Raw genomic sequence first — 15,881 nt, 5'->3', positions numbered from 1 at the left:
GTATTTCTTGGGCTTAGGAAACCATGGCCGCATAGGTAAGATCAACAGGTTGCCAAAAAAGTGATTTCTTTGTGATAAAAGCGATGATGGGTTCGATGTATGTAGACGTAAATGAGGCTTCAAATTGTTTGACAGGTCATAAATTAGATAGCTTTGTAGGTTAAACAGGCTTCCTTGTTCAAAAATAGTAAAAGGGAGTCCTCTTTCATTCACATATGTTTTGTGGTGCATACTTATTTCAGCATTTTGGAGAGGACTCCTTTTTGTGTTCCAGGAGACCTAAAGGCTCTATGGGGTCAATTTAAAAAGGGTATTAACAAAGTTTGCAGGCTTTTTTTGCAAATGTTCTTACGAAAAGATGCCACGAAGCATCTAGTTATATGGGTTGACGATCTTATTCGAAAAACACCCATCTTTGTGGAAGTAGCATTAGTTAAAAATAACTGGGGTGATCACAGATAGTAATATAGTTTCCTGATCAAGTGGATTTTCCCATATGTGGGGAAGAGTTGAAGGGAAATGTATCGCTTCTCCTTCTCGTAAATAATATTCCGTCTTATCAACAGTGAGTAAGACAGCCCCTTTTATAACATAATAAAACTCTTCACCCGGATGTTTTACCGGTTCACTTTCTTTTTGATGCGGCTTGATTATCACGAGAAGTGGTTCAATTTTTCTATCTGCAAAATTATTGCTTAATCTAATATAAGTTGAATCAGAACTTTCTATTTTAAAAGGTTTTTGATCTTGCTTTTTCACTGCGTAATTTAGACTTTCTGTCTCTTCGAAGAAATGAATCATCTTTACTCCAAACGCGTCGGCAATTTTTTTTAATGATGTGATGGCGAGTGATGATGTTCCTCTCTCTATTTGGGATAAAAAACTAACAGACAACTCCGTCTTTTCACTTAATTCCTTTAAAGTCATACCCTGTTCAAATCGTAATTGCTTTATTTTTTGAAAAATTTCTTCCATCACTTAATTCCTTTCTTTTAATTGAGGAATAATTACAGTATTACTGTAATTGATTACGATTTTATCATAATTACTTTAAATGTAAATTAAAATTTTGAATATTTTTATAATAATAATAGTTTGTTGTTCGTGAAATTTTTGTAATATAGTATTCCTGATAAAAAGTATTTAATAAAGAAGAGGTATCTTTTCAAGAATAATGGCATCACCAGGATACGATTAGAAACCAGTATTAAAAAAGAAATTAAAAGAGTTGGGATTGGATTATAGGAACTTCTACAAACAAGGAGAGGGCTGTTTAATGTCAATAAAGAAAGAATAGACCGTTCATCTTGGTTCAAGGTCTTTTTTTAATGTCCGAAACCATAAAAAGATAAGTATGATTAGACAATTCCACATACGGGCTCAAGGTATCTGTAATAAGAGATAACAGAAAATAACATATTAGATGACCTTGACAGGGGGGGGACGGGAATGGGAAAAACAATTGAAACTATGAAGCGTAATCCATGACTTTTTTTGATGGTCATTATTATAAGTATAAAAAAATAAACGCGCCTGTCCACTTGATCTTTTTTTGAAAATTCCTCCCCCAATTCCCCCCATTTCATTTGGGGGACATACAAAATTATATTAAGCAGATTAAAAAACAAAAAACCCTAGAAGCGTTGATAAAACGCATTTTCTAGGGTTTTTTTGATTGCTTTTTAATAAGCAAATCAATTAACGAGAGTAGAACTCAACGATAAGTGATTCGTTAATTTCAGCAGGTAATTCAGAACGCTCTGGTAAACGAGTGAAAGTACCTTCTAATTTGTCAGCATCGAAAGTTAAGAAATCAGGTACGAAGTTATTAACTTCAAGTGCTTCTTTGATTACGTCAAGGTTGCGTGATTTTTCACGAACGCTGATTGTTTGGCCATTAGTTACGCGGTATGATGGAATGTCAACGCGAGAACCGTCAACTAAAATGTGACCGTGGTTAACTAACTGACGAGCTGCACGACGAGTGCGAGCAAGACCTAAACGGTAAACAACGTTATCAAGACGTGACTCAAGAAGAATCATGAAGTTTTCGCCGTGGATACCGCTTAATTTGCCAGCTTTAACGAATAAGTTGCGGAATTGACGCTCGTTTACTCCGTACATATGACGAAGTTTTTGTTTTTCTTGCAATTGCAATCCGTATTCAGAAAGTTTTTTGCGTTGGTTTGGACCATGTTGTCCAGGAGCGTAAGGACGCTTTTCTAATTCTTTACCTGTGCCGCTTAGAGAGATTCCAAGACGACGGGATAATTTCCAGCTTGGGCCGGTATAACGAGCCATGAAAGACTCCTCCTCTGTGTTTTTATTTTGGTAAAATAAAAACCGCAACGAAACAGCTATAATAACCATTTTGTTTTCATGCATCCTCGCTCTAGCAGCATAGAGTTACCCGATACACCATCACAAAGTATTGGTTGTGAGGAACAAAATGAGAGAATTAAAGTTGCCTCTTAGGCTGCAATATTTTACACAAAGAGTATTATATAATTTTTAAAGGAACAAAGTCAATAGTATTTTCATTCAGACTAAAAATCTGTCTCTGATCTTCTTAACGATGATCTGAGATCTTACATACACTATATAAATAAAGGAAATCGCTTTCAAAAGAAATGGGGGCTATAAAGTGGAGGAAAAGAAAACTCATTTTGAGACGGAAGTCATTCATGCTGGTTACAGGTCAGACGAACATCTGGGAAGTTTAGTGCCGCCATTATATCAAACATCAACCTTTATATTTGCGAATGCAGAACAAGGTGAAAGGAGATTTGCCGGGGAGGAAGAAGGGTTTATCTATTCGCGTTTGGGGAATCCGACGGTGAAAATCCTTGAAGAAAGAATGGCTTTGCTCGAAAAAGGGGAGGCTTCCCTGGCATTTTCATCTGGAATGGCTGCCGTTAGTGCGGTGCTTGTTGCCCTAACGAAAACTGGCGATCATATTCTGTGCTCTCAGGGAGTGTACGGATGCACGTTTGGCCTGCTCACATTATTTAAAGAAAAGTATAGAATCGATCACGATTTTTCAGCAATGGATTCTAGGGAGACCTTAGAGAAGGATATCAGACCAAACACTTCCTGTATTTATATCGAAACACCCATTAATCCGACGATGAAGCTTGTTGATCTAGAAATGGCTGCCAATGTGGCGAAGAAAAAAGGCATTCCTGTTGTTGTAGATAATACATTTTGCTCGCCCTATTTGCAAAATCCGATCAGCCATGGCTGTGATATTGTGATCCATAGTGCCACTAAATATATTTGCGGTCACGGGGATGTGATTGCTGGGCTGGTGATTGGGAAGAACGGAATGATACAGAGGATTTCCCGTACAACACAAAAAGATATTGGCGGTACGATCTCCCCATTTGATGCCTGGCTGCTTTTGCGTGGATTAAAAACACTTCCTGTTCGCATGGACCGGCAGTCGGAAAATGCTGCAAAGCTTTTTTCATTTTTAAAAAGTCATCCGAAAATTTCCTCTATTTATTATCCTGGTGATCCAGAATGCTCTGATTATCCCATCATGAAAAAGCAAATGAAACAACCAGGCGCTCTGATTGCCTTTTCTGTAGAAGGTACAAAAGAAACCGCTCAAATGTTCATGAATCAGTTAAAACTTATCAAAATTGCGGTCAGTCTGGGGGAAGTGCAGACATTGATTCAGCACCCGGCTACTATGACTCATTCGGTTGTTCCAAAAGAAGAGCGAAGTAAGATGGGGATTGGTGATAATATGCTTCGACTTTCAGTAGGCCTTGAGGCATGGGAAGATTTGATGGAGGACCTAGACCAAGCGTTAGTAAAAATCTAATAAAAAGCCCGCCAAAGGGAAGCAGCACCCCTTTTGAGACACATGCTGCTTCGGACTGGCGGGTTTTAGTTAAAAGGATTCCATTAGTATAGCGGCAAACTCTTCCAAATGTTTTTGGTCGAGTTCATCAAATCGATTTAATTCCGGTGAATCAATATCTAATACACCGATTAACTGATCATCTTTAAAAAGAGGGATAACGATCTCTGATAGTGAAGCAGCATCACAGGCAATATGACCTGGGAACTGGTTGACATCCTCTACACGGACAGTTTCCTTTTTCATTGCAGCAGTGCCGCAAACCCCTTTTCCAAGCGGAATACGGATGCAGGCAGGAAGCCCCTGAAATGGTCCTAATACGAGTTCCTTCTCATTTTCCATTAAATAAAACCCGACCCAATTTACTCGATTTAAAAATTGGTTTAATAATGCGGATGCATTGCTAAGATTCGCCACGATATTTTTCTCACCGTGAATGAGGGCCTTTAATTGTTTTTTCACAAGCTGATAATTTTCTTCACGGTTTTCTGAGTATTTTTCGACGTTAAACATGGTGTTTCACCTTTTTTCTTTCGTTTTTAGAGTTTATTTTATCAGAATTACAGGAAAATGAGCAGACTTTGTCGACTTTTTCATAAAGGAATCAATTGTGACATCAAGAATCCTATATGAAAGGGGATCTTGGTGTTCTGAAAAAGGGGGAAAGCCAATGAAGAAGGATTCCAAAGACCAAATCTTGAAGGCAGCCATTTTGCTGTTTAATTCTAAAGGATATGATGGGACGTCAATCAGGGATATTGCCAGTCTTGCCAAAGTAAATTCCGCAACGATCGCCTATTATTTTGAAAATAAGGCAGGGCTTTTAGAATATTGTTTTACGCATTTCTTTGAACAATATATCCGCAAAATGGAAGATGCTTACCAGACGATTGATAAGGGTGCGAAAGAATGCTTAAAGCGTGTCGTAGCGGAGCTGCTTCATTTTCAGAGTGAAAATTATCAGCTTGCCAGTTTTATCTACAGGGAATTATCCATCGATTCACAGGTAGCCCGTGAAGTGATGTCAACTTACTCTTTAAAAGAGAAATTCTATTTTCAAAAGATTTTTGAAAGAGGTTTTGAATGGAATGAATTTCGCCCGCACTCCATTCCCTACCTACTCATTCAATTAAAAGGATTACTCATGATGCCGTTCATGAATACGCATTATATGAGGGAAGTTTTATATGTATTTCCAAATGAGCAATTTTTTGAGCAAAAATATTTAAAAGAAATCTATTTATGGATCGATAACACCTTAACTCCTTCCGTTAAGATAAAAAAGGAAGTTGTTGTAAAATAAGAATGCAGGGATGGTTTTATATTATTGGAGAGCACTAGCTGGAGAGGTGATTTTCCCCAATCAGCGAAGTGCTTTTTGTCTGGTTTTTTTTGCTAATGGCCCATATTCGAATCACTGTAATCTGTAAATAAAATCCAGATATATCAAACTTCTTAAGGAAAATCGATAATTTTTGATTTCTTTTACAAAAAAATTGAAAATAATAGTCAAAAAATGTCGTATACATGTTATCATAAAGGCATTGAAACTGAAATAACTGAAATTTATATAGATTGGATCCTTTTGGGATTGGTTCAAGCGTTGTTTTGGAATAGGAGGCTTACAAATGATATTTTTCATTGGATTTTTCATCCTCTTACTTGTCTTGTTTGTAATTGGGTATGTAATTAAGAAAAAGTATTTTAAAGAAATGGATCGCTTAGAAGCGTGGAAAATAGATCTGTTTAATCGTCCGATACCGGATGAAATGTCAAAGGTGAAACAGCTGAATATGACAGGACAAACAGAAGAGCTTTTTGAGCAGTGGCGGAATCAATGGGATGATATTATCACGGTGAAGCTTCCAAAATTTGATGTAATGCTATTTGAAGCAGAGGAATACATAGATAAATACCGTTTCAAAAAAGCAAAGGAAGTTCAAACGGAAATTGTGCACAAGCTCCAGGAAACTGAAGCCCAAATAAAGAATATTCTTGATGAACTGCATGAGTTGGTGGGCAGCGAGGAGAAAAACAGAGAAGAAATTGAACAGCTAAAAGAGCTGTACAGGGAAAATAAAAAAATGCTTTTGGCTCATCGCCATAGCTTTGGCAGTGCGGAGAAGAATTTAGAAGAACAACTAAATAGAGTGATGCAAAAGTTTCAAGAGTATGATGAAAAAACAGAAAATGGCAATTACCTTGAAGCTCGTGAAGTGGTTATTTTTATTCATAGTCAGCTTAGCACTATAAAGAATCATATGAATTTAATTCCACAAATGCTTATTGAATGTCAATCACTATTTCCTATCCAGCTGGCAGAAGTGGCGGAGGGGTATAAGGAAATGATTGACCAAGGGTATTATTTGGACCATATACACATCGAGGAAGAAATGGAAAATTTGAATGAAAAGCTTGAGGAAAATCTATTTTTAGTGGAAACCGCTGAAATCGAAAGGGCTCAAGAAGGCATGAGTGAAGTCAAAGATCGGATAGACATTCTTTTTGACCTGTTAGAAAAAGAAGTACATGCAAAGCATTTTGTTAAAAAGAATGAAAAAATTACAAGTCAGCACCTGCAATTAGCTGAAGAGGAGCATCAAATCCTTACGAAGGAAGTTCTTCACGTTCAAGGCAGCTACCAGCTTTCCGATCAGGATTTTGATGCAATATCGAGTTTAGAAAAAGAGCTTTTAGCGGTTTATAAAAGTTATCATATTTTAACGGAAAAAATCAGGATGAATGATACGGCGCAAACAGCCATAAGTGAGGAACTAAATGAGCTGAAAGAGCGCTTGGAACTAGTTCGTGAAGGACAGCAGGAGTTTGCGCAAAAACTACAAGCATTAAGAAAAGATGAATTGCAAGCCAGGGAAAAGGTCCAAGAATTAACGAAAAAGGTTGGCGAAACTGTTCGACTTGTTACAAAGAGCAATGTGCCTGGTATTCCGGAAGATTATAAACTCCTTATTGAAGATACCCATGAGAGTATTTATAATGTCAAATTGCAGCTTGAGGAGAAGCCGCTTAATATTTCAGCCTTAAATCAGTATTTGGAAATTGCTGTTTTAACAGTAGAGAAACTTGTCTCTTCCACGATTGAATTGATCGAGAATGCTATGCTGGCTGAAAAAGCGATTCAGTATGGAAATCGTTATCGCAGTAAATATTCGTCTATTGCCAAAGGGCTATCTGCGGCGGAAAATGCTTTTAGAAAATATGATTATCAGGAAGCATTGGAGCAAGTTGCAGCATCACTTGAAGGAATTGATCCTGAGGCTTTAAAGAAAATAAAAGCTACAGTAGAAACCTAAATTGTAAAAAACCGATTCAGCCAAATTTTGGACGAATCGGTTTTTTCTTTTCATTCTTTTTCCATAGGCATTTTTGTGATAAGATTTATTTCGGCAATAGGGAAGGTGAAAACGAATGATTTATTTTGACAATAGTGCAACAACTAAACCATATAAAGAAGCATTACATTCATTTGTAACAGTTTCCAGCAGCTATTTTGGAAATCCGTCTTCGCTTCATAGTTTTGGCGGACAGGCTGAGAAGCTATTATCCCAGGCAAGGGAACAGATTGCAAAGCTTTTGTCGGTAAAACCGAATGAAATATATTTTACTTCAGGCGGCACCGAGGGCAACAACATGGCGATTAAAGGGGCGGCCTACAGAAATCGAAATAAGGGGCGCCATATTATTACATCGTCAATCGAACATGCATCCGTTTATAATACAATGGAAGAGTTGGAGCAGGAAGGGTTTGAAATCACCTACTTGCCTGTTGACGTAGAAGGCAGGGTTTCTGTAATGGATCTGGAAAGAAACATTCGGAAAGATACCATCCTGGTTTCCATCATGCATGTCAATAATGAAGTTGGTACAATTCAGCCTATTGAGGATATAGCAAACACCTTAAGGAATTATCCTGATATTCTTTTTCATGTTGACGGGGTGCAAGGAATAGGCAAGGTTCCACTACTGATACATGAAAACCGAATAGACTTTTACTCGCTGTCCGCTCATAAATTTCATGGATTAAAAGGTACTGGTGTCCTATTTATTCGTGATGGAGCTAGACTAACGCCGCTTTTTTCCGGCGGAAATCAAGAGAGGAAAATCCGCAGCGGCACGGAAAATGTTGCGGGGGCGGTTTCGATGGCAAAGGCGCTTCGATTAACCTTCCTGAAACAGGAAACAGGGATTAGTCCAATGGAAAAAATTCAGCAGCTGTTAAGAAACCGGTTAGAAGAAATAGACGGGATTCAAGTTCACACACCAATTGATTATGCCGCTCCGCACATCTTAAATTTTTCCATCACAGGTATAAAGTCAGAGGTATTCATACATGCACTTGAACAGAAGGGAATATTTGTTTCAACTACTAGTGCCTGTTCTTCCAAAAAGAAGTCACCAAGTAGAACACTAGTAGCAATGGACGTTCCGGAAAGCTTAGCGGACAGCTCTATCAGAATCAGCCTTTCATATGATAATACAATAGAAGAGGCTGAAGAAGTGATGAAGGCAATGAAGCAAACGTTAAACCAACTAAGAAAGGTAATGAACTAAATGAATTATGATCGCATTTTGATCCGCTATGGAGAAATATCCACAAAAGGAAGAAATCGCAATAAATTTGTCGATAAACTAAGGAAAAGTGTCCGAATAGCTCTTATTCCCTTTCCAAAGGCGAAAATTGAAGCAAGCCGTGACCGAATGTACGTTTTATTAAATGGTGAAAATGGCATAGAAATAATTAAAAGTTTAAAGAATATATTTGGGATTCAATCATTTAGTCCAGCCATCAAAGTAGAAAGGGATGTAGAAGCATTAAAACAGGCTTCTTTAGAATTGCTCCAATCACTTTTCAAGGCAGGACAAACATTTAAAGTTACAGCGAAAAGATCGGATAAGGCCTTTGAATTGAACACAAATGAAATCAATGATACTGTTGGCGGATATCTGCTTAGCCAAATACCAGGCTTAACGGTAAATGTTAAAAATCCTGATATAAATTTGCGGGTTGAGGTAAGAAAAGAAGCGATCTATTTGTCCTGTGAAACGATAAAAGGTGCGGGTGGATTGCCGCTTGGATCCGGAGGCAGGGCTATGCTTATGCTTTCCGGTGGAATTGACAGCCCTGTAGCAGGATTTATGGCAATGAAACGCGGCTTAGAAATTGAAGCAGTTCACTTTTTCAGCCCGCCTTTTACAAGTGAAAGGTCAAAGGAAAAAGTCATTGATCTTGCAAGAAAACTGGTGGACATAACAAAAGTGTCCATGAAATTGCATATTGTCCCGTTTACAGACGTTCAGCAGGCTATTCGGGAGCAGGTGCCGGAAAATTATACCATGACATCAACTAGACGTATGATGTTGCGAATTACGGATGAAATAAGACATAATCGTGAGGCCTTAGCGATCGTAACGGGCGAGAGTCTCGGACAGGTTGCAAGCCAGACACTGGAAAGTATGTATGCCATCAATGAAGTAACAAATACACCGATTTTACGTCCCTTGATTTCGATGGACAAAACGGATATTATAAAAATTGCTGAGCAAATAGATACGTTTGAAATATCTAATCGGCCGTTCGAAGATTGCTGTACTATTTTTGTACCTGCCTCTCCAAAAACGAAACCGAAGCGGGAAAAAGTTAATCAGTATGAAAGCTATTTTGATTTTGAACCGCTCATTCAAGAGGCAGTACAAGGAGTAGAGGTACTGACAATAAAGCCAGGCAGCGACAAACAGTCAGAGTTTGATGAATTATTTTAGCCAAACGTAAATATACTGTATTTTTTTGAAATTTATGTGAACAATTACCAGTTGTGTTTTAGAATGAGACCATGTGATTCTACACATTCTATACTCACAAGGAGGTGAGTATCACATGGCAAACAACAACAACTCAAATCAGTTATTAGTTCCTGGTGTACAGGAAGCTCTTAACCAAATGAAATATGAAATTGCTCAAGAATTCGGCGTTAACCTTGGTGCTGACACTACTTCTCGTGCTAACGGTTCTGTAGGTGGTGAAATCACTAAGCGTCTAGTTTCTATGGCTGAATCTCAATTAGGCGGCGGCTTTGCTCGCTAATCAAAAATTCAATACAATGGCTACAGAGAGCGGGATTCTATCTCGCTCTCTTATTTATTTAAAAAGAAAACATTTAGCTGAGAACAATAATTTAAAATTTTTGAATAATTTTGTATAATGGAGGTGAGTAGTTATTATTTAAAAAATTTAAGGGGGAGAAGCATGAAGCGTGAAGATTTAATTGCACCGGAACATTATAATCTAGTGTCAGAAGTTGAGCGATTTGCCAGTAACCCAAACAGAATAGCTTTGAAATGGGAAAGCGAATCGGGAGAGGTTAAACAAGTTACATACCAGCAATTATTAAATCAAGTCAATCAGGTTGGAAATGTTTTTGTGCAAAAAGGCTTAACAAAGGGTGATGTGGTGCTAGTGATCATCCCCCGTCTCATAGAAGCTTATGTTGTTTATTTAGCCGCTTTGAAAGCGGGATTGGTTGTTATCCCAAGTTCAGAAATGTTGAGGGAAAAAGACCTAAAGTACAGAATATTACATGGTGATGTTAAAGCAATTATTAGTTACTATCCATTTGTTAACCAATTTACAAATATTATGGAAGCGCATTCATTAATAAAGATATCTGTTGGCCGAGCAGCAGATGGTTGGATTCACCTTGAGGAGGAGATGAAGGAAGCAGGGGAAGATTTTGCTCCAGCAGAAACACTCCGTGATGATATGGCGTTTTTGTCCTATACTTCAGGAACCACTGGGAACCCAAAAGGGGTGGTGCATACCCATGGCTGGGCATATGCTCATTTACGTACGGCAGCCGCCAATTGGCTATGCATAGAAGAAGGGAATACCGTTTGGGCAACAGCAGCACCAGGATGGCAAAAATGGATCTGGAGCCCCTTCCTATCTGTGCTTGGTTCAGGGGCAACAGGCTTTGTCTATAATGGAAAGTTTGATCCGAAAAAGTATTTAAGCCTGCTTGAACAATATCAGGTAAATGTTCTATGCTGTACCCCTACAGAGTACCGGTTAATGGCAAAGGTAGATAACTTGTCTGATTTTCACTTGCCAAATCTTAAAAGCGCTGTTTCAGCGGGGGAGCCGCTTAATCGGGAAGTGATTAATACTTTCAGAAAGTATTTTCAAATAGATGTCCGTGACGGTTATGGCCAGACAGAAAATACTCTGCTTGTCGGCGTCAGCAAGGGGATGAATTTAAAGCCTGGTTCAATGGGTAAGCCTACTCCAGGCAATAGGGTTGAAATCATCAATGAAGAAGGAGAAGTCTGTTCGGTAGGTGAAGTCGGCGATATCGCCGTTCACGTTGAAACGCCGGCGCTTTTCAAAAATTATTATAAAGATCCGGAAAGAACGTCGAAGCAATTTCGCGGTGATTATTATGTAACTGGGGACAAAGCGAAAATGGATGAGGAAGGCTACTTCTGGTTTGAAGGGCGCGGTGATGATATCATTATCAGCTCCGGGTATACAATTGGACCTTTTGAAGTAGAAGATGCCCTTGTTAAACATCCGTATGTTAAAGAATGTGCTGTTGTTGCAAGTCCTGATGAAATCCGCGGCTCTATAGTGAAAGCGTTCGTTGTCCTAAAGGATGAAGTGGATCCAAATACTCCTGAATTAACCCAAACTCTTCAGGAACATGTCAAAAACCTTACAGCACCATATAAGTATCCGAGAAAAATTGAATACCTGACTGAGCTTCCGAAAACAACTTCAGGAAAAATCCGCCGAATTGAACTAAGGCAAAAAGAATTGGAAGCAGCTAAACAGGGATAAGAAATGCAGGCAGATGGTGAAAATCATCTGCCTTTTTTGGCCTATAAGAAAGCTTTTTCTATAGGCATTAGTGCAACTACGCCTCTGTCTTCACCCTAACGGACTCGCCAGTCGGCGAGTTTTCTTTATTTATCAGCTAAATGAAAGAAAGTATTGGAAAGCAAATTGTTCTCCAAATGATCTAGTTTCAGGTTATAATAGAAATTATTTCGAAACTAGAAAGAATAGGAGCAGGGGACATATGAACAAAAACGATACACAGCTTGGGGCCATTTATGCAGGCCTTTCCTATTTTCTTTGGGGATTATTACCGATTTATTGGAAGTTCCTAAATAATGTTGATGCCCAAGAAATTTTGGCAAATCGGGTGGTTTGGTCATTTCTATTTATGGCAGTCATATTGTTAATTACGAGAAAATGGGGCTTATTTCTCCATACCTTTAAGGGGTTTGCCAGAAATAAAAAACAAATGTACGCATTAATTACGGCATCTATTTTGATTAGTATTAATTGGTTTACGTATATTTGGGCAGTAAATAATGGCCATATGATTGAAACAAGCCTTGGTTATTATATTAATCCATTAGTCAGCATCCTTTTGGGGATGATTGTCCTAAAGGAGAAATTAACGGGTTCTCAATATATTTCATTTGGCCTCGCCGCAGTGGGAGTATTGGTTATCACAGTTTCTCATGGGAAATTCCCGTGGGTTGCCATTGTTTTAGCCCTTTCTTTTGGATTATACGGGCTCGCTAAAAAAATGATCAATGTGGAATCTTCCGTGGGGTTAACATTGGAAACCCTAATGGTCACGCCAATCGCTGCCATTTATATTGTAATATTATTTATAAAAGGATCGACGGCCTATCTATCGGCCGGTTTTGGCACTGAATTGTTATTAATGGGTGCGGGTGTTGCTACAGCAGTGCCGCTCCTTTATTTCGCCAAAGGGGCGCAGAAAATCCCATTATCATTGCTTGGCTTTCTGCAATATATTGCACCAACACTAACATTACTGTTAGGCATTTTTGTTTATCATGAACATTTTTCAAAAATCCAATTGATATCTTTCCTTTTCATTTGGTCTGCTTTATTGATTTATTCGCTCTCAAGAACCAAACTATTAACGGAAAAAGCAGTAAAATGGGGCAGGAAGAATATAAATTTGAATCAGGAATAATAAAAAAGGCTGTGGAGCACAAAAGATCCACGGCCTTTTCATTATTACAAAAATGTTCTTTTCACTTTTTCCCAGAATGAATTATCTTTTAATTTCAGTGTTTTTAATTTGTTCTCACTTAATCTGATTTGGATTTTATCAACATGGCGGATGCTTAATGCTTCATTATCCATGCCCATTGTGGGGTGATCATTGTTTTCCGAAACGACCTTAAGGGTTAGTGTGCGTTCTCCGCTCAAAATAAAGGATGCACCAAGTGTACGGTAGCTATTATTGTTGATAGAAGCTACTTCGCTGACCTGCATACACGTTAGCTGCGGGTCGACAATCGCTCCTTTAACTGATTTATTATAGGCTGTACTGCCTGTCGGGGTGGCAACAATTAGTCCATCACCACGGAAGGTTTCTAAATGGAGTGAGTCGACAAATACATCAATTACGAGTGTTTTAATAATCGAGGAACGGATGCTGAATTCGTTTAAACATTGGAATGTTCCTTGTCCATCAATGGAAATTTCAATTAATGGGTAACGGCGGACCTCCAGCTGTTCATTTAACATCGCATTTATCATTTTTGACGTATCGTCAATTTTGAAATCGCAATACATGTTAAGGTTGTGTTTAGTTGAAATTCCCATATAAAGGCAATCATTGCGGAAGCCAGTTTTTCTTACTGCTTGTAGAAAGTCACCGTCATTTCCAATACTTGCGATAATATTTGCCTCTCGAGCATCATCAACAATGGTAAAGCCGTACCGTTCTGATGCTTCAAACAACGGTGCAACTTTTGAAACAATCTCCTCATCTTGTTTGTAATAATAAAATATATTACGTCTCTCAGTCATTGGAAATCCCCCTTGGATAGTGATGATAAACAGTATAGTGGCTTGTCTATTTTAGTTTAGCATTTTTGGTGGTAAATGGAAACTTTTGTGTGCTTTACGCAAGGGGCTATGGCTAATTCTGGCGATTATTTTTTTCATAGTAGGAAATACTAGAATGAGTGAAAGGATGTGAACGATTTGTTTTGGCTACTAGTTTCCTTATCTCTTCTAGTGTTGCTTTTCGTTCTAGTCTTATTGGCAAAACTAACAATTCTGATCAATTATCAGCACTATAACGATAATGATGATTTAAAGATTGAGCTTCGGATTTTCCGATTTATTAAATATAAAATTCATGTGCCAGTAATTAAAATTGACGACAATTCACCAAGTGTTGTCGTCAAAAGCCATACGCATGTGGGGGAACCTGGAAATGATCAAGCTGACGATCAGGTGACTCAAATTGGTAAACATGACATCATGCACCGCCTTCATAACATTAAAGAATTACTGGAGAGGGTCTTTGGTCTGCATGTGATTGTGCGAAAGTTTTTTCAAAAGGTTGTTATAAAAAAATTCGAATGGGAAACATTGATGGGTATTGGTGATGCTGCATATACCGCCATGGCAGCAGGAGCGTTATGGACATTGAAGGGAAGTATCATCGGACTAATCAGCCATTATTTGCAATTAAAAGAAATGCCAAAATTATCGATTACTCCTCATTTTCAAGCAGCCGTCATTCAAACCCGTTTTACGTGTATGATACAGTTTCGAATCGGGCATGCTATTCTAGCAGGATTAAAACTAATTAAATTCTGGAAAGGCGGGAGATCCCGCTTTAAAAGTAGTTTATTAAATGAAAAAACCAAATCCCTTTAATTAGAGGAGGAAAATGCTATGTCAGATCATCCAATTCAAGGTTTGATGACGACTGCAATGGAAAGTTTAAAAGAAATGATTGACGTTAATACGATAATCGGAGATCCAGTGGAGACCCCGGATGGAAGTGTTATTTTAACGGTTTCAAAGGTTGGTTTCGGATTTGCTGCTGGCGGAAGTGAATTTAAAGTGGACAGCTCAGGTCAACAAGGACAAGGGCAGGGTCAACAAGGCCAGGGGCAAGGTCAACAAGGTCAACAAGGACAAGGGAGACCTTCTCTTCCATTTGGCGGAGGAAGCGGTGCAGGTGTTTCCATTACACCTATAGCCTTTTTAATTGTCAATTCTCATGGAGTTAAAATGCTTCACTTAGATGAAAGTACCCATCTATATGAGAAAATTCTTGAGCTTGCACCGCAGGCTGTGGATAAAATCCAGCAGATGTTCTCGAAGAAAGATCAGCAAAATCAAGCCCAAAATGCAAACAAACAACCTAAATTAGATGTTGATATTGATGTAAATGATTAACCTATTGATGCAGAAGCAGCTCGCCGGCAGGCGAGTTTTCTTTATGGAGTTCTAATTTATTGCAAAAATAATTCTGAAAAGATATAGTAACACTGTACATATTCAAGCGTTGCTTGATACGACAAAGGAGGATGTAATTCATGGCGAATGTTACATTTAAAGGAAATCCAATTACATTACTAGGAAACGAAGTAAAAGAAGGAGACAAGGCACCAAATTTCACTGTTCTTGCAAATGATTTAACTGAGGTAACCTTGGAAAATACAAAGGGACAGGTACGTTTAATCACTTCTGTACCATCACTTGATACAGGGGTTTGTGACGCTGAAACTCGCCGCTTTAATGAAGAAGCAAACAGCTTAGGAAATGTAAAGGTTTTAACGGTGAGTGTTGACTTACCATTTGCTCAAAAACGCTGGTGTGCAGCTGCTGGAATCGAAAATGTCCAAACATTATCAGATCACCGCGACCTATCTTTTGGTGAAGCATATGGAGTGGCAATTAAAGAATTAAGACTATTAGCACGAGCTGTTTTCGTTGTAGATTCAAGTGATACAGTTACATATGTTGAATATGTAAGCGAAGCTACAAACCATCCGAACTATGAAGCTGCTTTGGAAGCTGCTAAAGCTGCAAAGTAAAAAGAAAAGCGGAAGAATCTTAAAGAATATGTAAAGGCCTCGACAAACGCGGGGCCTTTTATACTTGAACGAATAATACATACTCGTCTAAAATGGAAAAGGAAAT

The 15,881-nt window shown here is 38.4% G+C and carries 15 protein-coding genes; 11 read left to right on the top strand and 4 right to left on the bottom strand.

Going from position 1 to position 15,881, the window contains the following annotated elements:
• Window positions 1-429: 429 nt before the first annotated feature.
• Both HPT25_RS01230 and rpsD read right to left on the bottom strand, forming a co-directional pair.
• Window positions 430-975 (bottom strand): helix-turn-helix domain-containing protein, encoded by a 546-nt coding sequence (locus HPT25_RS01230; RefSeq protein WP_173058862.1) that lies wholly within the window; start codon window positions 973-975, stop codon window positions 430-432.
• 723 nt (window positions 976-1,698) lie between these two features.
• On the bottom strand, window positions 1,699-2,301 hold the full coding sequence (rpsD, locus tag HPT25_RS01225; RefSeq protein WP_173058859.1) for a 30S ribosomal protein S4: 603 nt from the start codon (window positions 2,299-2,301) through the stop codon (window positions 1,699-1,701).
• A gap of 343 nt (window positions 2,302-2,644) precedes the next feature.
• Between rpsD and megL the strand changes: the two genes are divergently transcribed.
• Window positions 2,645-3,829 (top strand): methionine gamma-lyase, encoded by a 1,185-nt coding sequence (megL, locus tag HPT25_RS01220; protein ID WP_173058856.1) that lies wholly within the window; start codon window positions 2,645-2,647, stop codon window positions 3,827-3,829.
• A 69-nt stretch (window positions 3,830-3,898) separates the two neighbouring features.
• On the opposite strand, the gene msrC is transcribed toward megL, so the two are convergent.
• Entirely contained in the window at window positions 3,899-4,381 is a 483-nt protein-coding gene (gene msrC, locus HPT25_RS01215; protein ID WP_173058852.1) for a free L-methionine (R)-S-oxide reductase MsrC, read from the bottom strand.
• Between the two features lie 157 nt (window positions 4,382-4,538).
• On the opposite strand from msrC, the gene refZ reads away from it, so the two are divergent.
• From refZ to rarD, 7 genes are all read left to right on the top strand, one after another.
• On the top strand, window positions 4,539-5,171 hold the full coding sequence (gene refZ, locus HPT25_RS01210) for a forespore capture DNA-binding protein RefZ (protein ID WP_173058849.1): 633 nt from the start codon (window positions 4,539-4,541) through the stop codon (window positions 5,169-5,171).
• A 325-nt stretch (window positions 5,172-5,496) separates the two neighbouring features.
• Complete coding sequence (gene ezrA / locus HPT25_RS01205) at window positions 5,497-7,182, top strand: septation ring formation regulator EzrA (RefSeq protein ID WP_173058846.1); 1,686 nt, start codon at window positions 5,497-5,499, stop codon at window positions 7,180-7,182.
• A 115-nt stretch (window positions 7,183-7,297) separates the two neighbouring features.
• Entirely contained in the window at window positions 7,298-8,440 is a 1,143-nt protein-coding gene (locus HPT25_RS01200; RefSeq protein ID WP_173058843.1) for a cysteine desulfurase family protein, read from the top strand.
• Window positions 8,441-9,649: a tRNA uracil 4-sulfurtransferase ThiI gene (gene thiI, locus HPT25_RS01195; RefSeq protein ID WP_173058840.1), complete on the top strand. Its 1,209-nt coding sequence runs from the start codon at window positions 8,441-8,443 to the stop codon at window positions 9,647-9,649.
• Window positions 9,650-9,764: 115 nt separating this feature from the next.
• Complete coding sequence (locus HPT25_RS01190) at window positions 9,765-9,971, top strand: alpha/beta-type small acid-soluble spore protein (protein WP_173058838.1); 207 nt, start codon at window positions 9,765-9,767, stop codon at window positions 9,969-9,971.
• Between the two features lie 162 nt (window positions 9,972-10,133).
• Complete coding sequence (gene mbcS, locus HPT25_RS01185; protein WP_173058835.1) at window positions 10,134-11,720, top strand: acyl-CoA synthetase MbcS; 1,587 nt, start codon at window positions 10,134-10,136, stop codon at window positions 11,718-11,720.
• 241 nt (window positions 11,721-11,961) lie between these two features.
• Window positions 11,962-12,900, top strand: coding sequence for an EamA family transporter RarD (rarD, locus tag HPT25_RS01180; RefSeq protein ID WP_173058833.1), 939 nt, complete (start codon window positions 11,962-11,964; stop codon window positions 12,898-12,900).
• Between the two features lie 44 nt (window positions 12,901-12,944).
• Here the strand turns inward: rarD and HPT25_RS01175 are convergent, their stop codons facing one another.
• Entirely contained in the window at window positions 12,945-13,745 is an 801-nt protein-coding gene (locus tag HPT25_RS01175) for an NAD kinase (protein ID WP_173058830.1), read from the bottom strand.
• Window positions 13,746-13,979: 234 nt separating this feature from the next.
• Here HPT25_RS01175 and HPT25_RS01170 point away from each other — a divergent pair, with 234 nt between their 5' ends.
• The 3 genes from HPT25_RS01170 to tpx all read left to right on the top strand — a co-directional run bounded on the left by HPT25_RS01170 (window position 13,980) and on the right by tpx (window position 15,775).
• Entirely contained in the window at window positions 13,980-14,606 is a 627-nt protein-coding gene (locus tag HPT25_RS01170; RefSeq protein WP_246277113.1) for a DUF2953 domain-containing protein, read from the top strand.
• An 18-nt stretch (window positions 14,607-14,624) separates the two neighbouring features.
• The gene (ytfJ, locus tag HPT25_RS01165) at window positions 14,625-15,134 is read left to right on the top strand and encodes a GerW family sporulation protein (protein WP_173058824.1); all 510 of its coding nucleotides are present in this window, start codon (window positions 14,625-14,627) and stop codon (window positions 15,132-15,134) included.
• Between the two features lie 140 nt (window positions 15,135-15,274).
• The gene (gene tpx, locus HPT25_RS01160; protein WP_173058820.1) at window positions 15,275-15,775 is read left to right on the top strand and encodes a thiol peroxidase; all 501 of its coding nucleotides are present in this window, start codon (window positions 15,275-15,277) and stop codon (window positions 15,773-15,775) included.
• Window positions 15,776-15,881 lie beyond the last annotated feature (106 nt).

The sequence above is a fragment of the Neobacillus endophyticus genome, from assembly GCF_013248975.1.
In the GTDB taxonomy this organism is placed as follows: domain Bacteria; phylum Bacillota; class Bacilli; order Bacillales; family Cytobacillaceae; genus Neobacillus; species Neobacillus endophyticus.
This window is presented reverse-complemented; position numbering and strand designations above follow the sequence as displayed.